The organism is Microbispora hainanensis (assembly GCF_006874475.1).
GTDB lineage: Bacteria > Actinomycetota > Actinomycetes > Streptosporangiales > Streptosporangiaceae > Microbispora > Microbispora hainanensis.
In genome coordinates this window covers 60,256-79,229 of the sequence record NZ_VIRM01000025.1, presented here as the reverse complement: position 1 = coordinate 79,229, position 18,974 = coordinate 60,256, and the positions used below count along the sequence as shown (strand labels likewise).

Annotated in this window: 20 protein-coding genes; 13 read left to right on the top strand and 7 right to left on the bottom strand. The window is 70.9% G+C overall.

Features of this window, described 5'->3' with window-relative positions; translation table 11 throughout:
- Positions 1-28 precede the first annotated feature (28 nt).
- From FLX08_RS20845 to FLX08_RS20800, 10 genes are all read left to right on the top strand, one after another.
- Entirely contained in the window at positions 29-328 is a 300-nt protein-coding gene (locus FLX08_RS20845; RefSeq protein WP_142620557.1) for a DUF503 domain-containing protein, read from the top strand.
- 48 nt (positions 329-376) lie between these two features.
- Complete coding sequence (gene rbfA, locus FLX08_RS20840; protein ID WP_142620556.1) at positions 377-877, top strand: 30S ribosome-binding factor RbfA; 501 nt, start codon at positions 377-379, stop codon at positions 875-877.
- On the top strand, positions 874-1,890 hold the full coding sequence (locus FLX08_RS20835; protein ID WP_142620555.1) for a DHH family phosphoesterase: 1,017 nt from the start codon (positions 874-876) through the stop codon (positions 1,888-1,890). Before rbfA ends, FLX08_RS20835 begins: the two co-directional genes overlap by 4 nt.
- On the top strand, positions 1,887-2,783 hold the full coding sequence (truB, locus tag FLX08_RS20830) for a tRNA pseudouridine(55) synthase TruB (RefSeq protein WP_142620554.1): 897 nt from the start codon (positions 1,887-1,889) through the stop codon (positions 2,781-2,783). Before FLX08_RS20835 ends, truB begins: the two co-directional genes overlap by 4 nt.
- 125 nt (positions 2,784-2,908) lie before the next feature.
- Positions 2,909-3,853 carry a bifunctional riboflavin kinase/FAD synthetase gene (locus FLX08_RS20825; protein ID WP_142620553.1) on the top strand — a complete coding sequence of 315 codons (945 nt, stop codon included), beginning with the start codon at positions 2,909-2,911 and terminating at the stop codon, positions 3,851-3,853.
- Positions 3,854-4,019: 166 nt separating this feature from the next.
- Complete coding sequence (gene rpsO, locus FLX08_RS20820) at positions 4,020-4,289, top strand: 30S ribosomal protein S15 (protein ID WP_030510715.1); 270 nt, start codon at positions 4,020-4,022, stop codon at positions 4,287-4,289.
- Between the two features lie 300 nt (positions 4,290-4,589).
- Positions 4,590-6,908, top strand: coding sequence for a polyribonucleotide nucleotidyltransferase (locus FLX08_RS20815; RefSeq protein ID WP_142620552.1), 2,319 nt, complete (start codon positions 4,590-4,592; stop codon positions 6,906-6,908).
- A complete protein-coding gene (locus FLX08_RS20810) occupies positions 6,905-8,215 on the top strand; it encodes a M16 family metallopeptidase (RefSeq protein WP_142620551.1) in 1,311 nt (436 codons plus the stop codon). The genes FLX08_RS20815 and FLX08_RS20810 overlap by 4 nt, the downstream gene beginning before the upstream one ends.
- A 210-nt stretch (positions 8,216-8,425) precedes the next feature.
- A complete protein-coding gene (gene dapB, locus FLX08_RS20805; RefSeq protein ID WP_142620550.1) occupies positions 8,426-9,166 on the top strand; it encodes a 4-hydroxy-tetrahydrodipicolinate reductase in 741 nt (246 codons plus the stop codon).
- A gap of 405 nt (positions 9,167-9,571) precedes the next feature.
- Complete coding sequence (locus tag FLX08_RS20800; RefSeq protein WP_142620549.1) at positions 9,572-10,294, top strand: hypothetical protein; 723 nt, start codon at positions 9,572-9,574, stop codon at positions 10,292-10,294.
- 108 nt (positions 10,295-10,402) lie between these two features.
- On the opposite strand, the gene FLX08_RS20795 is transcribed toward FLX08_RS20800, so the two are convergent.
- From FLX08_RS20795 to FLX08_RS20780, 4 genes are all read right to left on the bottom strand, one after another.
- Positions 10,403-11,227, bottom strand: a complete 825-nt coding sequence (locus FLX08_RS20795; protein WP_142620548.1) for a hypothetical protein — start codon at positions 11,225-11,227, stop codon at positions 10,403-10,405.
- Positions 11,228-11,239: 12 nt separating this feature from the next.
- A complete protein-coding gene (locus FLX08_RS20790; protein ID WP_142620547.1) occupies positions 11,240-12,112 on the bottom strand; it encodes a 1,4-dihydroxy-2-naphthoate polyprenyltransferase in 873 nt (290 codons plus the stop codon).
- A 142-nt stretch (positions 12,113-12,254) separates the two neighbouring features.
- Positions 12,255-12,857: a GNAT family N-acetyltransferase gene (locus FLX08_RS20785; RefSeq protein WP_142620546.1), complete on the bottom strand. Its 603-nt coding sequence runs from the start codon at positions 12,855-12,857 to the stop codon at positions 12,255-12,257.
- Between the two features lie 38 nt (positions 12,858-12,895).
- Positions 12,896-13,441: a CGNR zinc finger domain-containing protein gene (locus tag FLX08_RS20780; protein ID WP_142620545.1), complete on the bottom strand. Its 546-nt coding sequence runs from the start codon at positions 13,439-13,441 to the stop codon at positions 12,896-12,898.
- A gap of 102 nt (positions 13,442-13,543) precedes the next feature.
- Between FLX08_RS20780 and FLX08_RS42965 the strand changes: the two genes are divergently transcribed.
- Complete coding sequence (locus tag FLX08_RS42965; RefSeq protein WP_280117121.1) at positions 13,544-13,666, top strand: hypothetical protein; 123 nt, start codon at positions 13,544-13,546, stop codon at positions 13,664-13,666.
- A 24-nt stretch (positions 13,667-13,690) separates the two neighbouring features.
- Here the strand turns inward: FLX08_RS42965 and FLX08_RS20775 are convergent, their stop codons facing one another.
- Together FLX08_RS20775 and FLX08_RS20770 are read right to left on the bottom strand one after the other, a co-directional pair.
- A complete protein-coding gene (locus FLX08_RS20775; protein ID WP_167530505.1) occupies positions 13,691-14,500 on the bottom strand; it encodes a hypothetical protein in 810 nt (269 codons plus the stop codon).
- A gap of 64 nt (positions 14,501-14,564) precedes the next feature.
- On the bottom strand, positions 14,565-15,980 hold the full coding sequence (locus FLX08_RS20770) for an aminotransferase-like domain-containing protein (protein WP_142620543.1): 1,416 nt from the start codon (positions 15,978-15,980) through the stop codon (positions 14,565-14,567).
- Here FLX08_RS20770 and FLX08_RS20765 point away from each other — a divergent pair.
- Positions 15,979-16,905, top strand: a complete 927-nt coding sequence (locus FLX08_RS20765) for a DMT family transporter (RefSeq protein WP_142620542.1) — start codon at positions 15,979-15,981, stop codon at positions 16,903-16,905. The two genes, FLX08_RS20770 and FLX08_RS20765, sit on opposite strands and share 2 nt — an antisense overlap.
- 192 nt (positions 16,906-17,097) lie before the next feature.
- Positions 17,098-18,120, top strand: a complete 1,023-nt coding sequence (locus tag FLX08_RS20760) for a hypothetical protein (RefSeq protein ID WP_142620541.1) — start codon at positions 17,098-17,100, stop codon at positions 18,118-18,120.
- 51 nt (positions 18,121-18,171) lie between these two features.
- Here the strand turns inward: FLX08_RS20760 and FLX08_RS20755 are convergent, their stop codons facing one another.
- Positions 18,172-18,936, bottom strand: coding sequence for an MFS transporter (locus FLX08_RS20755; protein ID WP_208761562.1), 765 nt, complete (start codon positions 18,934-18,936; stop codon positions 18,172-18,174).
- Positions 18,937-18,974: the final 38 nt, after the last annotated feature.

Genomic DNA, 18,974 nt, shown 5'->3' with positions numbered 1-18,974 from the left:
CGGGCGTTCGCTGACGTGGTGACGACCCATGTTCATCGGTGCTCTTACTCTTGACATCCTGCTCGGCGACGTCCGTTCGCTGAAGCAGAAGCGCTCGGTGGTCCGGCCGCTCATCGCCGAGATCCAGCGCAAGTATCCCGCCGTCGCCGTCGCCGAGGCGGGACACCTCGACCTGCACCGGCGCGCCGAGATCGGCGTCGCCGTGGTGTCGGCGTCCGCGGCCAACTGCGACGAGGTGCTCGACGCCTGCGAACGCCTGGTCGCCTACCACCCCGAGATCGAGTTGCTGTCCGCGCGGCGGCGGCTCTTCAACGACCACGAGGAATAGACGGCCGGGGCCCGCGCGCCAGCCGTACAGATACGAGGGAGCGTGAGCATGGACGCAGCGCGTGCCAGGAAGCTGGCCGATCGCATCCAGCAGGTGGTCGCGGAGATGCTGGAGCGGCGGATCAAGGATCCGCGGCTGGGGTTCGTGACGGTGACCGACACCAGGGTCACCGCGGACCTGAGCGACGCGACCGTCTACTACACGGTTTTCGGCTCCGAGGCGGAGCGTGCCGACACGGCCGCCGCCCTGGAGAGCGCGAAGGGCATCATCCGCTCCGAGGTCGGCCGGCAGACCGGCCTGCGGCACACCCCCGGTCTCACGTTCGTGCACGACCCGCTTCCGGACAGCGCTCGCCACATGAACGACCTGTTCGAGCTGGCCAAGAAGAAGGACGCGGAGATCGCCCGCCAGGCGGAGGGCGCGAAGTTCGCCGGAGACGCCGATCCCTACCGGTTCGAGGAGGACCTCGACGCCGAGGCGGCGGAGGAGGCGGCCGAGGAGGCGGGCGAGGACGAGCCCAGCGGCCGCGCGGGGCATCCCGCCCGGTGACCACGAACGAAAGCGCCGTCGGCGAGGCGGACTGGCGGCGTGCGACCGAACTGATCCGCGCCGCCGACAGGGTGGCGCTCGCCTGTCACGTGTCCCCGGACGGGGACGCCCTCGGCTCGATGCTGGGCCTCGGGCTGGCGCTCGCGTCCACCGGCAGAAAGGTCGTCGCGTCCTTCGGCGACCGCGTGTTCGCCGTGCCCCGGCTGCTGCGGTTCCTGCCCGGGCAGCACCTCCTGGTGGAGCCCTCGGCCTACCCTGCGGAGCCCGACCTGATGATCACCTTCGACGCCTCCACGATGGAGCGGCTGGGCCTGCTCGCGCCGCACGCGGGCAAGGCCCGCGAACTTCTCGTGATCGACCACCACGTGTCGAACACCCGCTTCGGGACGGTCCACCTCGTGGATCCCGGGGCGGCCTCGACCACGATGGTCGTCGAGGAGCTCATCAACCGGCTCGGTCTCCCGGTCGATCGTGAGGTCGCCACCTGCCTGTACGTGGGGCTGGTGACCGACACCGGCTCCTTCCGGCACTCCATCACCACCCCGGCCGCGCATGCCATGGCCGGTCGGCTGCTGGCCACGGGGCTGCGCCCGGAGGAGATCGCCAGGGAGTTGTGGGACCGCTCGCCCTTCGCGTACCTGCGGGTGCTCGGCACGGCGCTCGGGCGGGCCGTCCTGGAGCCGGACGCCGCGGGCGGCCTGGGCCTGGTGTGGACCTACGTGAGCCGCGCCGACCGCGCCGCCGAGGGCCTGCCATACGACGAGGTCGAAGGCGTGATCGACGTCGTGCGCCGGGTCGACGAGGCGGAGGTCGCGGTCGTGCTCAAGGAGGACGACGAGGGCCGCTGGAACGTCTCGACCCGGTCGAAGGGCGCGGTGGACGTGGCCCGGGCCTGCGCCGCGCTCGGCGGCGGCGGCCACGCGCGTGCCGCCGGGTTCTCCTCGGCGCTGTCCGTCGCGGACACGATGGCCGCCCTGCGTCCCCTCCTCACTCCGGAAGGGAGCCGGTCATGAGCACGCCCAGGGCGAGAAGGACGCCGCCGCCGAGCGGCCTGATCATCGTGGACAAGCCGTCCGACTGGACGTCGCACGACGTGGTCGGCAAGATGCGCGGCATCGCGGGCACCCGCAAGGTCGGCCACGCGGGCACGCTCGACCCGATGGCCACCGGCGTGCTGGTGATCGGGGTCGAGAAGGCGACCCGCCTCCTCGGGCACCTCGCGCTGACCGAGAAGGTCTACGAGGCGACGATCCGCCTCGGCGTGACGACGAACACCGACGACGCCGAGGGCGAGGTGATCGCCACCGCCGCCGGGCACGTGACCGACGACCAGGTGCACAAGGGCGTCGCCGCGCTCACCGGCGAGATCATGCAGGTGCCGCCGCAGGTCAGCGCCATCAAGGTGGACGGGCAGCGGGCCTACAAGCGGGCCCGCGCCGGTGAGGAGGTGGAGCTGGCCGCCCGGCCGGTCACGATCCACGCGTTCGAGGTGGGGGAGATCCGGCGGGGCCCGGAGACGGTGGACCTGGACGCCGTGATCACCTGCTCCAGCGGCACCTATATCCGCGCGCTGGCCCGCGACCTCGGCGCGTCGCTCGGCGTCGGCGGCCATCTCACCCGGCTGCGCCGCACCCGGGTCGGGCCGTACGGCATCGAGGCGGCGCGCACCATCGAGGATCTCTCCCGGGAGTGCGTGATCATGCCCATGGCCGACGCGGTGGCGGCGGCCTTCCCCCGCAGGGACGTGGGTGAGGACGAAGCGCGGCTGGTCGCCCACGGCGGGCGGCTGCGCGCGGCGGGCCTCGGGCCGGGCCCGATCGGCGTCTTCGGGCCGGACGGCACGCTGCTCGCGCTCGCCGAGGAACGGGGCGGGACGGCCCGGCCTCTGGTGGTCTTCGTCTCCTGAGGCCGGGGGCTGGTGCCCCGGCACCCCCCGGGGCATGGCAGTCTTGTCTACTGCGCGGTTCCCAGGCGAGGCGATTAGGCCGCCTCGCCGACGGCACGGCAGATGAACACAGAAGCGAGGTCGAGGTGCAGAGCTGGCACGGGCTGGACGAGGTCCCGCAGGACTGGGGCAGGTCCGTCGTCACGATCGGCGTGTTCGACGGCGTGCATCTCGGTCACCAGCGGATGGTGGCCCGCGCGGTCGAGATGGCCCGCGAACTGGGGCTGCCCGCCGTGGCGATCACCTTCGACCCGCACCCCGACGAGGTGGTGCGGCCCGGCAGCCACCCGCCGCGGCTCACCACCACCGAGCGCAGGGTCGAGCTGCTCCACGCGCTGGGCGTCGACGCCGTGTGCGTGCTGCCGTTCACGCTGGAGTTCTCCCGGATGTCGCCGGACGAGTTCGTCCAGACGGCGCTGGTCGACCGGCTGCACGCGGCGGGGGTCGTGGTGGGGGAGAACTTCCGCTTCGGCCACAAGGCGTCGGGCGACCTGGAGAGCCTGCGGACGCTGGGGGAGAAGTACGACTTCACGGCCGAGGGCGTGCCCCTGGTCAGCGACGGCGACGCCATCTCCTCCACCCTGATCAGGGAGCGGCTGTCCGAGGGTGACGTCGCGGGCGCGGCCGCCCTGCTGGGCCGGCCCCACAGGGTGGAGGGCGTGGTGGTCCGCGGCCACCAGCGGGGCCGGGCGCTCGGCTTCCCCACCGCGAACGTCGAGTCGCCGCCCAACACGGCCATCCCCGCCGAGGGCGTCTATGCGGGATGGCTGCAGTGCACCCAGAGCCCCTCGCCGTACGAGGGGGAGTGCTGGCCGGCCGCGATCTCGATCGGGACCAACCCCACCTTCGACGGGGTGGAGCGCACGGTCGAGGCGTACGCGCTGGACCGCGACGACCTGGACCTGTACGGCGCGCACGTGGCCGTCGACTTCGGCGCCCGGCTGCGCGACACGCTGCGGTTCGACTCGATCGAGGCGCTGATCGAGCAGATGCACGACGACGTGGCCAGGGCGCGGGCGTTCACGTCCTGAAGGGCAGGCGTGACGGGCCGTGTCCTACGGGCTGGTAAGGTTGTATGTCAGCCATGCTCAGGTGGTGTGAGCCACCCGGCTGTCCTGTCACGGCGACTGTAGGCACGCACGGTCGTTCGCGGGATGGGAATCGTTGCGCGTGCCATTTCACCAGAATGGAGAAGCAGTGTCGCTTGACGCCGCTACCACCAAGTCCATCATCGGCGAGTACGGCACCAGCGAGGGTGACACCGGGTCGCCGGAGGTCCAGATCGCGCTTCTGAGCAAGCGGATCAGCGACCTCACGGAGCACCTCAAGACCCACAAGCACGACCACCACAGCCGCCGTGGTCTGCTCCTGCTGGTGGGCCGCCGGCGCCGGCTGCTGAAGTACCTGCAGGCCAAGGACATCACCCGCTATCGCTCCCTCATTGAGCGGCTGGGCCTTCGCCGATAAGGTGAGGAAGGAGCGGCGATTCTTCGCCGCTCCTTTTCCATAACCGGCCACAATGGCTGAGCACGACAACTCCATAGCCGAGACAACTGAATAGCCGAGACACAGTGCCCCGCGTCCGCAAGCAAGCCGCAGCGCGATCCCGCGGCGTGAGAGGGCCGGTCCTCGGTAGTGGCCCCCGGTCGGCACGGCGACAGCCGTGCGGACGGACCGGGCGCTTCGATCGAAGACCGGCACTGCACCTGAACGGGGAGCCCGGCGAAAAGAGGACGCGGGGAGACCGACCCGAAGAGGAGGTCCCCCGTGGAGGGTGTCCACAGCACAGAGGCCGTTATCGACAACGGTCCGTTCGGCACGCGCACGATCAGGTTCGAGACCGGGCGGCTCGCCCGGCAGGCGGCGGGTAGCGCCGTCGCCTACCTGGACGACGAGACGATGATCCTGTCCGCGACCACCGCGTCCAAGCATCCCAAGGAGAGCCTGGACTTCTTCCCGCTGACGGTGGACGTCGAGGAGCGGATGTACGCGGCCGGCCGCATTCCCGGCTCGTTCTTCCGCCGTGAGGGCAGGCCGTCCGAGGACGCGATCCTGACCTGCCGTTTGATCGACCGGCCGCTGCGCCCGTCGTTCGTCAAGGGCCTGCGCAACGAGATCCAGATCGTCGCGACGGTCATGGCCCTGCACCCCGAGCACCTGTACGACGTGATCGCGATCAACGCCGCGAGCATGTCCACGCAGCTCGCCGGGCTGCCGTTCTCCGGCCCGATCGGCGGCGTGCGCGTCGCGCTGATCGACGGCCAGTGGGTGGCGTTCCCGACTCACACCGAGCTCGAGCGCGCCACGTTCGACATGGTCGTCGCCGGGCGCGTCCTGGCCGACGGCGACGTCGCGATCATGATGGTCGAGGCCGAGTCGACCCGCGACACGCTCAAGCTGGTCGTCGAGGGCGCGGTCGCCCCGACCGAGGAGGCCGTGGCCCAGGGCCTGGAGGCCGCCAAGCCGTTCATCAAGGTGCTCTGCGAGGCCCAGTCGAAGCTGGCCGAGGTCGCCGCCAAGCCGACCGCCGAGTATCCGATCTTCCTCGACTACCAGGACGACGTCCTGGAGGCCGTTACCGCCGCCGTCAAGAGCGAGCTCGCCTCGGCGCTGACGATCGCGGGCAAGCAGGAGCGCGAGCTGGAGATCGAGCGCGTCAAGATGCTGGCGGCGGAGAAGCTGCTGCCCGACTTCGAGGGCCGCGAGAAGGAGATCAGCGCCGCGTTCCGGGCGCTCACCAAGAAGCTGATGCGCGAGCGCGTCATCAACGAGGGCGTCCGCATCGACGGCCGTGGCCCGAAGGACATCCGGCAGCTCAACGCCGAGGTCCACGTGGTGCCGCGGGTGCACGGCTCGGCCCTGTTCGAGCGGGGCGAGACGCAGATCCTCGGCGTCACCACGCTCAACATGCTGCGCATGGAGCAGATGATCGACACGCTCAATCCCGAGCGGACCAAGCGCTACATGCACAACTACAACTTCCCGCCGTACTCCACGGGTGAGACGGGCCGCGTCGGCTCGCCGAAGCGCCGCGAGATCGGCCACGGCGCGCTCGCCGAGCGGGCGCTGATCCCCGTGCTGCCGTCGCGCGAGGAGTTCCCGTACGCCATCCGCCAGGTGTCGGAGGCGCTCGGGTCGAACGGCTCGACCTCGATGGGGTCGGTCTGCGCCTCCACGATGGCCCTGCTCGACGCGGGCGTGCCGCTCAAGGAGATGGTCGCCGGCATCGCGATGGGCCTCATCGGCGAGGGTGACACCTACGTCACGCTGACCGACATCCTCGGCGCCGAGGACGCGATGGGCGACATGGACTTCAAGGTCGCCGGCACCAAGGACCTGATCACCGCGCTCCAGCTCGACACCAAGCTGGACGGTATCCCGGCCCACGTGCTCGCCGCCGCGCTGAAGCAGGCGAGGGGCGCCCGCCTGGCGATCCTCGACGTGATGCAGGAGGCCATCGACTCCCCGGCGGAGATGAACCCGACCGCGCCGCGCATCATCACGATCAAGGTGCCGGTCGACAAGATCGGCGAGGTCATCGGTCCCAAGGGCAAGATGATCAACCAGATCCAGGACGACACGGGCGCCGAGATCACCATCGAGGACGACGGCACGATCTACATCGGCGCCACGGACGGCCCGTCCGCCGAGGCCGCCCGCACGCTGATCAACGGCATCGCGAACCCGCACATGCCGGAGGTCGGCGAGCGTTACCTGGGCACGGTCGTCAAGATCGCCGCCTTCGGCGCGTTCGTCTCGCTGCTGCCGGGCAAGGACGGCCTGCTGCACGTCTCGCAGATCCGCAAGCTGCACGGCGGCCGCCGGATCGAGAACGTCGAGGACGTCATGAACGTCGGCGAGAAGATCCAGGTGGAGATCGCCGAGATCGACTCGCGCGGCAAGCTCTCGCTGGTGCCGGTCGAGGTGGTCGAGAAGGAGGCCGCCGAGAAGGACGCCGCCGCCGAGAACGGCGAGGGCGCGCCCGCTCCGGCCGAGGCCGGCGCCGCGCCGGCGGAGGAGGAGCAGCGGACTCCGCGCCGGAGCCGCAGCCGTACGCGTGGCGGCCGGGACGAGCGCAACTCGTGACGACCGAGACTCTGTTTCCGGGCAAGGACGGCGCGGGGGTCATCCGCCGCACCGTCCTGCCCGGCGGCCTTCGGGTCGTGACCGAGACGATGCCGACCGTGCGCAGCGTGGCGGTCGGCCTGTGGGTGGGCATCGGTTCACGCGACGAGGCCCCCGAGCACATGGGAGCCACCCACTTTCTGGAGCACCTGCTCTTCAAGGGCACGCCCACGCGCGACGCCATGGAGATCTCGGCGTCCATCGAGGGCATCGGCGGTGAGATCAACGCGTTCACCGCCAAGGAGTACACCTGCTACTACGCCCGGGTGCTCGACGAGGACCTGCCGCTGGCGATCGACGTGCTCGCCGACGTGGTGACCTCCTCGCTGATCACCGAGGAGGACGTGGAGTCGGAGCGCGGCGTGATCCTGGAGGAGATCGCCATGCACGACGACGACCCCTCCGACGTGGTGCACGAGCAGTTCTCCGCCGCGCTGTACGGCGACACGCCGATCGGCCGTCCGATCCTCGGCAACGAGGAGTCGATCAACGCGCTCACCCGTGACCGCATCCGCGAGTACTACCAGCGGTTCTACGTCCCGCCGCGCACCGTGGTGTCGGTGGCGGGCAACGTGGACCACGAGCGGGTGGTCGCGCTGGTCGCGGCGGCGTACGAGCGGGCGGGCGCGCTGGGCGGCTCCGCCGAGCCCGCGCCGCCGCGCATCGGCGGCCCCGGCGTGGACGTCAGGACCGGCGTCCGGGTGGTCGACCGGCCCACCGAGCAGGCCAACCTGGTCCTCGGCATGACCGCGTTCCACCGCAACGACGACCGGCGCTTCGCCCTCGGCGTCCTGAACGCGGCGCTCGGCGGCGGCATGTCGTCGCGCCTGTTCCAGGAGATCCGGGAGAAGCGCGGCCTGGCCTACAGCGCCTACAGCTACACCTCGCAGTACGCCGACACCGGCCAGTTCGGCATCTACGTGGGCTGCCTGCCCTCGAAGGTGGACGACGTGCTGAAGATCTGCCGCGACGAGGTGGCCAGGGTCGTCGCCGAGGGGATCACCGCCGAGGAGATCGCCCGCGGCAAGGGCCAGATGCGCGGCGGCCTGGTGCTCGGGCTTGAGGACACCGGCTCCCGCATGTCCAGGATCGGCAAGAGCGAGCTCGTGTACGAGCGGCTCATGACGGTCGACGAGGTGCTCGGGCGGATCGAGGCGGTCACCCCCGAGGAGATCGCCGCGGTCGCCGAGGACATCCTCAACCGGCCGCTGACCCTGGCGGTGATCGGGCCCTACTCCGACAAGGACTTCGGCTCCGCCATCGCCTGACCGTGCCGCTGAGGCCGCGCCGGCGCCCTTCCGCGCCGACGCGGCCTCTCGCGTTCCTGGGACGTGCGGGCCGCTCGCTTGCCGCGGCCCGGCCGCTCGTCCGCCCGTTACGGCTCGCGCCGGGGGCGGCGCCTCCCGCCGTACGGGCTCGGGCGCGTCGGCCCGCTCCTCGCCGTTCCGCCCGCCGCCGTCACGTATAGCCTTGGGCGCGTGATTAAGGTCGGTGTTCTCGGCGCCCGCGGGCGCGTGGGTGTGGAAGTGTGCAAGGCCGTCGCGGCGGCCGATGACCTGGAACTCGTGGCGGAGGTCGACAAGGACGATCCGCTCGACGCGCTGACCGGCGCCGAGGTGGTGGTGGACTTCACCCACCCCGACGTCGTCATGGACAACCTGAAGTGGTGCATCTCCCACGGCATCCACACGGTCGTGGGCACGACGGGCTTCGACGCCGAGCGGCTGGAGACCGTGCGGGGGTGGCTGGCCGCCAACCCCGGCACCAACGCGCTCATCGCCCCCAACTTCGGCATCGCGGCCGTGCTGATGATGCACTTCGCCGCGCAGGCGGCAAGGCACTTCGAGTCGGTGGAGATCGTCGAGCTGCACCACCCGCACAAGGCCGACGCCCCCTCCGGCACCGCCCGCCGTACGGCGGAGCTGGTGGCGCGGGCGCGGCGCGAGGCGGGGCTCGGACCCTCTCCCGACGCGACCACCACCGCGCTCGACGGCGCCAGGGGCGCGGACGTCGACGGCGTCCACGTGCACGCCGTACGGCTCGCCGGGCTGATCGCCCACCAGGAGGTCATCCTGGGGGGCGAGGGGGAGACCCTCACGATCCGGCACGACACGATGAACCGGGCGTCGTTCACGCCGGGCGTCCTGCTGGCCGTCCGCCGCGTGCAGGGGCTCGACGGCCTCACCGTGGGCCTGGAGCGCCTCCTCGACCTGCAGTAGTCTTCGGCAGCCGCCCGGCCTGTCCTCGTCGGGGACAGGCCGGGCCGCGGACAGCGGTCCATCTCGGTTAGGACGCCATCCGCAGGGTCGGCATGGAGACATGCAAGCGGCGCCCCGCGTTCCGGGCAAGCAATTCACGCATCGCGGGTACGAGCGGGCGCCTTCGGCGTTTCGCCGCCATCTTCCCAGTTCGCGCGGCGGAGGGCGCTCAGGGAGTTCGAGTCGTCTACCCGGGGCGGCAAACGTCATCCACGCGGTTCAGGTCCTTCTCCAGAACGGTTTTCGGTGGTCCGAAGCGGTTCGAAGCCGCTTCCGTCCTAGGGCATGGTTGTCCCCCGGACCGCCGCCCGGCGGCCCGTTCCAAACGACGACCCCCCGGAGAAAGGCATGACTACCATGGCCGGCATGGAGCTCGAAGAGCGCGTCACGGCACTCGAGACGGACATGCAGTCCTTCAAGATCCTCATTCACGCCGTCGACGACAAGGTCGAGCGTGCGCGCCTGGACATCCAGCAGGCGCAGGGCGCGAACATCCGCCTGTTCCAGGCGACGCGCGACGACGTGATGGAGTTCCGCTCGCGTATGGACTCGCGCTTCGCCGAGATGAGGGCCAGGTTCGACCTCACCGACGAGCGGTTCATCGCGATGGAGGACCGCTCTCTCGGTATCGAGGCCGAGCTCAAAGTCGTCAACCACCGTCTCGACGGCCTGGACACGCGGATGGGTCACGTCGAGACCCGTCTTGACGGTCTGGACACGCGGATGGACCGCGTCGAGACCCGTCTCGACAGCATCGATCAGCGGCTGGACGGCATGGACGCCCGGTTCGACGCCGTGGACGAGCGGCTCGACAAGATGGACGCGCGAATCGATCGCGTCGAGATCCGTCTTGACGGTATCGATCAGCGGCTGGACGGCATGGACGTCCGCTTCGACGCCGTGGACGAGCGGCTCGACAAGATGGACGCGCGAATCGATCGCGTCGAGATCCGTCTTGACGGTATCGATCAGCGGCTGGACGGCATGGACGCCCGGTTCGACGTCGTGGACGAGCGGTTCGACAAGATGGACGCGCGGTTCGACGAGGTGATCGCGCTCATCAAGGACCGGCTCGTGCCCCAGGGCTGATCGCCTCAGGGGCGACGCGCTCCTCCATGGGACCTTCCGGATGCGGCCCGGCTGCCGGCGACGGTGTGCCGCGTCCGGAGGTCCTCGCGCCCGGCCGGAGCGGCGGCGTCAGCGCAACTCGACGGTGACGTCCACCTCGGCGAACATGCCGAGCAGCTCGTCCAGAGTGACGGCCGGGCGCCAGGAACGCAGGGCGTACGCGGGCCGGTCGTAGCCGGGGACGAGATGGCGGCCCATTCGTGCCGCAGGCGGCGGTCGTACGCGGCCCAGAGGTTGCGCTGTGAGGGCCGCCCCGCGTGCCAGAGGTCCCAGATCTCGCGGGCTCCGTCGGGGTACGGCTCGTCGAAACCGCCGTCGAGGGTGATGTCGAGGAGCCCGGGGTCCAGCCGGGAGGGGGTCGCTCCGGTGACGACGGAGGACACCACCTACCCCGGTGGTGCGGCGGCACGTGCCCAGCGGCTCCCCGGCCTGGCCGTGGAGAAGGAAGCTCTGCGCCTCCGGAGGCTGCGCGGGCGGCCAGTGCGTCTCCGGCAGGATCCGCAGGCGCCCCCGCAGTTCGACGTCCACGAGGCCGTGCCCCTCGGAAGAGGGCCGGTGGCCGAGCACCTCCACGTCGAACAGCTCCTCCGAGCAGGAGCAGCCCGTGTCGTAGCGCTCACAGCCGTGCGGCGGCGGCCGCTGCGGATCGAGCATGACGGTCGGCAGCCAGGCCCCAACGCCGTGAGGAGCCGGCGCCGCGTCCAGGGCCTCGCGCAGGGGACCGGCCGGGTCGCAGCCGAGCAGCGTGAAGCGCTCCGGCTCTGGCAGCGGCTCGGGTGCGGCGAACAGCCCGTCGATGTCGGCGCAGACCCCCATCGCGATACCTGGGGTGTCCGTGTACTCGTCGATCAGCAGCCACCGCAGGGGCCGGTCCCGGGTCCACACGTGGTCCATCCGGGGACCCGGTCAGAACAGGGCCAGACCGAGGGTGAACAAGGCGCCGAACACGAGTTGCAGGCGGCCGGTCTGCTGGAGCGTCGCGATGAGCGCGGGACCGGTCGCGCCGGAGCGGACCGTCTTGATCGGGGCGGCCACGAGGGGGAGCGCCAGCACGGTCAGCGCGGCGAAGGGGCGCACCGGCACCAGGGCGAGCGCGAACACGAAGGGCAGCACCAGGGTGGCCGAGTAGGCCAGGCGCGTACGGCTGTCGCCCAGCACGACGGCCAGCGTGCGCTTGCCGGAGGGGCCGTCGGTCACGATGTCGCGCAGGTTGTTGACCATGAGGAGCGCGCAGGCGAGCAGCCCCACGGGCACGGCGGCGGCCAGCGAGAGCCAGGTCAGCCGCTCCACCTGGACGTACGTCGTCCCGGCGACGGCCACGATGCCGAAGAACACGAAGACCGAGATCTCCCCGAGCGCCCGGTAGCCGTACGGGCGGGAGCCTCCGGTGTAGAACCAGGCCGCGAGGATGGAGGCGAGGCCGACGAGCAGCAGCCACCACGCCTGGGTGACCACCACGAGGACGAGGCCGGCGACCGCGGCGGCGAGGAAGCAGCCGAGGGCGGCGGCGAGCACGTGCTTGGGGGCCGCGACGCCCGAACCGACCAGGCGCAGGGGTCCCACGCGGTCCTTGTCGGTGCCCTTGATGCCGTCGCTGTAGTCGTTGGCGTAGTTGACCCCGATCTGCAGCGCCAGCGCGACGAACAGCGCGAGCAGGGCGCGCCACCAGATCGCGCCGTCCTCGGCGACGGCGGCTCCGGTGCCGACGGCGACCGGGATGACGGCGGCGGGCAGCGTACGGGGGCGTGCGCCCGCTAACCATTGAGCTGGGGTGGCCACGTGACTCCCTTTTCCTACCTGTGCGTAGCCGGTGAAGGCGTACCTAGTTTGGCCAATCCCCCATCTTCTCGTGACAGCGGGGTTGGCGGAGGCGACGCCGCCGGGGGCACAAGCCGTACGGACGGGCAGGAAAGGAGGCGAGTCAGCTGATGTCGGTGGTGAGGCGGATCATCCGGATCGGGCGGCCCATGTCGAGAACGCGCTCGGCCTCGTCCTCGCCCCAGCCGGCCGACTCCAGGAAGCCGATCATCGGGTGGTTGTCGGCGAAGACCCAGGTGACGACGGTGTTGTAGCCGTCCTCGCGCAGGTGGTCGACGGTCGCGTTGAGCAGCCTGCTGGCGTGTCCTCGCCGGATGTGGTTGGGATCGACGAGCAACGTCATCAACTCGGCCGTGGTGGCCGGGTGAAGGTCGGGGTCCTCGGCGGGTCCGTGCGACGCCAGCCCCACGACCCGGTCGGAGGCACGCTGCGCGGCGGTCGCCAGGATGCCGCCGGGGCCGAGCGCGGTGAACGCGTCGGTGTCGGGCACCACCCGCTCGACGGCGACGAGCAGACGGTGGCGGGGCGTGGGCGGCGAGAGGATCGCCTCCTCCCACTGGCGGCGCCACATCTTCTCCGCCGCCGGCCCCGTCATCTGTTCCAACGGGATCGGTGGCAGGAAGTCGCGATAAACCGCCTTCCACGCCCGGATCTGGGTGCTGGTCACCGCGTCGACGTCTTCGAGGCGGGCAGCTCTAACACCCATTCGACGGGCTCCTTTCTTAGCCTGTAACACCGTACTGGTCAGGAGGGCCTCGGCGTACCTTCCGCCTGGCGTCGTGCCCGATATGCCCGGGTTTTTGTGCGGTTTCCGCAGACGCGCATGGAGCACCAGGAGCGAGACCGGTTTTTCGAGGAGTCGATGAACGCCCATTGACAGGTGCTCTCGGCGCAGACCTTCAGCCGTGGCCAGCTGCCGTCGGCGTGGGCGGCCGGAATCAGCGCCGCCAGCCGTGCCAGCCCGCCCGTCACTCCGGACCCCACGGGCTCGAGCGCCGGCGTCCCGGCCGAGAGCGTCACGCGCACCGGCAACTGCGCCAGTGCCGCGTCCAGCCCCTCCGGAACCTCGTACGGACCCCCGTCGTGGTTGCCGCGCAGTGCGGCGCGCAGTCCTTCGCGTAGCTGGGTCGCCATCGCGAGGTCCTCGTCGGCGGCGCGGTCGTCGTCGGCGATCAGCCCCCGTTCGCGCAGCCAGACGGACAGCTCGGCCGGCGAGGCCAGCTCGTCGGCGTCTCCCTCGACGTCGTAGGTGTTCACGAAGTCGCGGAGCAGCTCCGCCGGGCCCGTCATGATCGATCACCCCTCGTGACCACTTTACGACAGTCGGAGGTCGTGAAATAACAACACCATCGCAAGCATTTCACTGGTGTCGACTATTCCGAGGAGAATCTCATGCGCTTCAGCTACCTGGCCTATCTGGCGCTGCGGAACAAGGAGCGTCGCGAGCGCCTGCCGGACGAGCACCGGCAGGACGAGCACCGGCGGGGCGGGCGTCGGCGGCAGGAGCGCCGATGACCCCCGGGTCGTAGAGAAAGCCGTCTAGAGAGCGAGCCGTCGCACTGCGGTCCGCCAGTTCTTGGCGATGGCCTGCTGCGCCTTGGCGAGCGGCACCTCGCCGCGGCACACGGCCCTCCACAGGGTGAGCTCGACCGCGTCCTTGGCGGCCGGGGTCTTGCCCTTGCCTGCCAGAACCGGCTGGGGCCACAGGTTCTTCGCGCTCTTGGGCGAACCGCCCAGGGAGAGCGGGATGAGGTGGTCCTCCTTGTAGTGCGACGGCTTCCTGTCCGCGTAGCCGTACTGGGCGATCTGCGTGACGCGCAGGGCGTTGACGTAGCTCGCCGGAGGCGCGACCTTCCTGCTGTAACCGGGGGCGCAGATCGTGGACTTGATCGTCTTCTGGGTGACGGCGGGGTTGCGCGCCCCCGGCTGGCACTTCGGGTCCGGCAGCGGCAGGTATTTCCGGGAGCACTTCGGCCCCGACGGCTTCGGCTCCGGCTTGACCGTCGGCTTGGGCTTCGGCGTCGTGCCGCCGGAGGAGCCGGCCGGCTTCCATCGCCAGTAGGAGCCGTCCTGCACGCACCGGTAGGAGTCGCCGTCCTGCGAGGTTCCGTTCCTGCCGTGGGCCGCCGCCGGGCAGAACGCGCCGGGCGTGACGCACTCCCAGTGGTCGCCGACCTGGCGGTAGCAGCCCGCCGACGCGGAGGAGGTCCCGGCGGAGACGCCCACGGTGCGGGCGGCCACGGTGGGGGCGGCCATGGCGGGGGCGGCCATGGCGGCGGACGGGACGACGAGCAGGCCGGCTGACGCGAGCACGGCGCATAACGCGATCAACAGAGACCGGACGCGCACGGTGTCTCCTCTGTGAGGGGGTTGAAGGGTGACAGAGAAAAGACGGCTCAGCCGGGGCAAAGGTTCACTGGTGGGACTGATGTGACAGGTGGGACAAGACCGGGGCAAGACGGCGGATTCCCTCTTCCAGCTCGGCCAGGCCGATCGCGGCCGTGTGCGTGAGCCGCAGCCGCGGTCCCGGGGGCTCGGAGGGGTAGTAGATGCGCCCCGGGCTCACCAGCACGCCCTGTGCCTGCGCCGCCTCCACCACCTCCGCCTCGTCGGTGCCGGGGGGCAGCCGCACCCAGACGTGCAGGCCGCCGGCGGGCGTCAGCTGCACCTCGGCCGCGGGCGCGTGGCGGGCGAGCCCCGCCAGCAGCGTGGCCTGCCGTACGCCGATCTCCTGCCGGACCGTGCCGAGGTGACGCCGCCAGGCGGTGGAGCCCACGAACTCGGCGGCCGTCTCCTGCAGGGGCCGGGCGACGAAGAACGACTCCACCACCTGGCAGGCGCGCAGCCGGTGCGCGGCCGGGCCCCGCGCGGTCAGGCCGGCCACCCGCAGGCTCGGTGAGGTGATCTTGCTCAGCGACAGGATGTGAACCACCGTGCCGTGGGTGTCCATGGTCACCATGGGCGGCGGGACGGGTCCCGTGGCCAGATAACGCGCGTAGTCGTCCTCGATCACGAACGCGCCCGCCGCCCGCGCCACGGCGAGCACCTGCTCCCTGCGCTCGCGGGTCAGCGTCGCGCCCGTGGGGTTGTGCAGCGTCGGCTGGCAGTAGAACACCCGCGCCCCCGTCATCGCGAACGCCTCTGCCAGCAGGTCGGGCCGCACGCCGTCGCGGTCGAGCGGCACCGCGCTCGGCCGCAGCCCGGCCGCTCTCGCCGCCGCCAGCGCTCCCGGGTAGGTGGGAGTCTCGACGAGGATCGGCGAGCCGGGAGCCGCCAGCGCGCGGAACGCGAGGGTGAGCGCCGACTGGCCGCCGCTGACCACGAGCACATCGCTGTGCGTCACCGCGCCGCCGACCTCGGCGGCGAACCACCGGCGCAGCTCCGGCAGGCCGTTCAGTGGAGGCATGCTCCACGCCTCCGGCCGGCGTACGGCTCGCGCGGCCGCCGCGGCCAGCGCCGTCACCGGGCGCAGCTCGGGGTTGAGATAGCCGCCCGTGAGCGGCACGACGCCGTCGGGGGGCTGGGCCAGCAGGCTCGCCGTCGCCGAGTCGTCCACCACCCGGTCGCCCAGGGCCACGGTCTGCCACGACAGGTCGGGCGTCTCGGCGACGGGCCGCCGGGCGGGGGCCGCGAACACTCCCGCGCCGGGGCGGGTGACGACCCGGCCCTCCGCCGCGAGCTGCGCGATCGCCCGCGAGACCGTCACCGGGCCCACGCCGAGGCGGCGCATGATCTCCCTGCTCGACGGCAGCCGTTCGCCCGGCCGCGCCCGCTCCGCCTCCTCCCGGAGGATCGCGGCTAGCCGGGCGATACTGCTATCGTCATTCATGAAAACTGACAATAGCGCTACTGATGTCCTCCCGATAGCGGCCGTCCCGCGGCGTTCGGCGTGGCGGGGCAGTCTGCTGGCCGGTGTGGGCGTGCTGTCGTTCTCTGGGTCGTTTCCGGGCACCGTGTTCGCGATGCGGGGATTCGATCCGTATCTCGTCGCGATCGGGCGCGCCGCGCTCGCGGCGCTCGCCGCGGTGATCTGCCTGAAGGCCGCCGGGGCGCCGCTGCTGCCGCCCCGCGCCCATCTGCGGTCGTACGCGATGATCGCGCTGGGCGTGGTCATCGGCTTCCCGCTGTTCAGCGGCCTGGCCTTGGACGGCGGCGCGAGCACGGCCCACTCCGCCGTCGTCATCGGCCTGCTCCCGGCCGCCACGGCCGCGTTCGCCGTGCTGCGGGCGGGGGAGCGGCCGAGACCCCTGTTCTGGGCGGCCTGCGTGGCGGGCGCACTGTCGATCACCGTGTTCACGCTTACGCGGGGCACGAGCCGCCTCGCCGGGGCGGACGTGCTGCTCGTGCTCGCCCTGCTGTCGGCCGCCGTCGGCTACACCGAGGGCGGGCGCCTGGCCAGGGAGACGCCCGGCTGGCGCGTCATCTCCTACGCCCTGGTGCTCTCGGCCCCGCTCACCGTGCCCGTGACGGCCGTGCTGGCTCTGACCACACCGGTGGAGCCCTCGGCCGAGTCGCTCGCCGGGTTCGCGTACGTCGGGCTGGTGTCGATGTTTCTCGGCTTCATCCCGTGGTATGCCGGGCTCTCGATGGGCGGGATCGCCCGTGCGGGGCAGATCCAGCTCGCGCAGCCGCTGCTCACGCTGGTGTGGGCCTGGCTGCTGCTCGGCGAGGAGATCGGCGCCGCGACGATCGCGGCGGCCCTGGCCGTGCTCGTCTGCGTGGCGGTCACACAAGGCAGCCGGAGGGCCGCATGACACAGGCCGGCCGCAGGCGGCCCGGAATGACACAGGCCGGCCGCAGGCGGCCCGGAATGACACAGGCCGGCCGCAGGCGGCCCGGAGTGGGCACTTGATTGGTGTGACGGCGCGGCGCAGGATGGGGCTGACGGTGTTACAAAGTGGGGTTACGCAAGCGAGCCGGTCACACGCGCGCGGGATGGTGAGGCGATGTCGGACGTCATGGTTCCTGAGGGTGGTTTCTGGCCGGCGCCCGAGATCCCGCAGCCCAACATCTACCCCATGGAGTGGCGGGTGGAGACCGAGAAGCTCGCGGCCATCTACGAGAAGTCCAAGCGTATGGTCTGGAACCCCGCCGACCTGCCGTGGGACGCGCTCGACCCGCGGGACTTCACGGCCCGGCAACGGCTGGGGATCATGTACTGGTTCTCCGTGCTGGCCAACTTCGACGCCTCCGGCCCGGCCGTCTTCGCCCGGGCCACGATCCAGGCGTTCGAGAAGCACGAGGAGGATCCCGTCCGCAAGTGCTTCTTCTCGATCACCCGCGACGAGATGAACCACGAGGAGTGCTGCCAGCGGTCCATCGCCCGGCTGTGGCCCGGCGGCCCGCTCGACTGGCAGCCCTCCACCGATCTTGAGCGGGCGGCGCACAACAACATCGGCTGGCTCTACCACAACGGCGGGCGCTACTGGAACGGCTACAACACGGCCGTGGGCAAGTATTCGCTCGCCGTGCTGTTCACGAGCTTCATGATGGGGGAGATGGCGGCCTCGACGCTGTTCCGGGGCATGGCCTCCGGCACCGAGCACCCATTGTTCTCGGAGATGTTCCACAAGATCGGCCGGGACGAGTCGCGGCACCTCCAGATCTGCATGACGATCCTGGAGAACGAGTGGCCCGGGCTCACCGACGACGTACGCGGCCTGATCACCCGCCAGTTGCGTGCCGGGTTCGTGTTCCTGTCGATGATCCTGTGGGAGCCGCCCGAGGGCTTCTGGGAGCTCCCGCCGTACTTCCTGCACAACCATCGCGTGCTGATGGACCACGCGCGAGAGGGCGGCCTCGGCGTGCTGTCGTACGACGAGCAGGCCGACAACTGGCGCGTGGCGATGGCCCGTGTGCGCGCGATCGTCGAGCGGTGGGGGATCGAGTTCCCCGCGATCCCCGAGCTCGACATCGACGGCGTGAACGTCGACGTGATCGACCCGGAGGACATCATCCCGGTCTTCTGACTCCTGGACGAGTGGTTCCGATCGGTGATGAAGGCGCCCAGGAGCTCGTGGTCACCGGACGGCGACGGTCTCCGTGGTCTCCGCCTCGTCCGCGATGGCGAGGTCCGAGTCCTTCGGCCCGCGAAGAGCGACGTGGACGAGGGCCGAGGCAACGCCTTGCTTGGCGCGGGGCAGGGAGCCGGTGATGGCCTCGGTGGAGGGCGTCATCGACAGGCCCATGCCGATGCCCATGGCGAGCATGCCGGCGAGGATGGACAGGTAGCCGCCGTCGACGGAGACGAACAGCGCCATCAGCGCGAGGCCGAGGGCGGACAGGGCGATGCCCACCGTCATGGTGGAGCGGGCACCGATCTTGGCGGCCATTTTGGGGGCCAGGCCGGACGTCGTCATCATCATGACGGCCATGGGCATCATCGCCACAGTGGACAGCAGACCCGACCAGCCCAGCACGGCCTGGAAGAACGGGAAGAGCACGACGGCGATACCGGCCTGGACACCGAAGACGACGAGCAGCGTGATGGAGCCGCCGGCCAGGCCGCGCTCCCGGAAGAGGCGCACGTCCAGCAGGGATGCGTCCCGGCGGTGCAGCTCCCAGGCCACGAAGGCGATGGCGGCGACGACACCGGCGGCCAGGCTGATCAGGGTGACGGGGTCGGTCCACCCGCGCTCGGGGCCTTCCTGCAGGACGAAGATGAGTCCGATCACGGCGATCGTGGAGACCAGTGCGCCGATGGTGTCGAAGGAATAGGTGGAGCGTTCGCGGGAGTCGGGCACCGACTTCAGGGTCATCGCCAGTGCGACGACGACCAGCACCACAGGCAGGACGCGACGACGTTAAGCGCGAATTGCGGGCA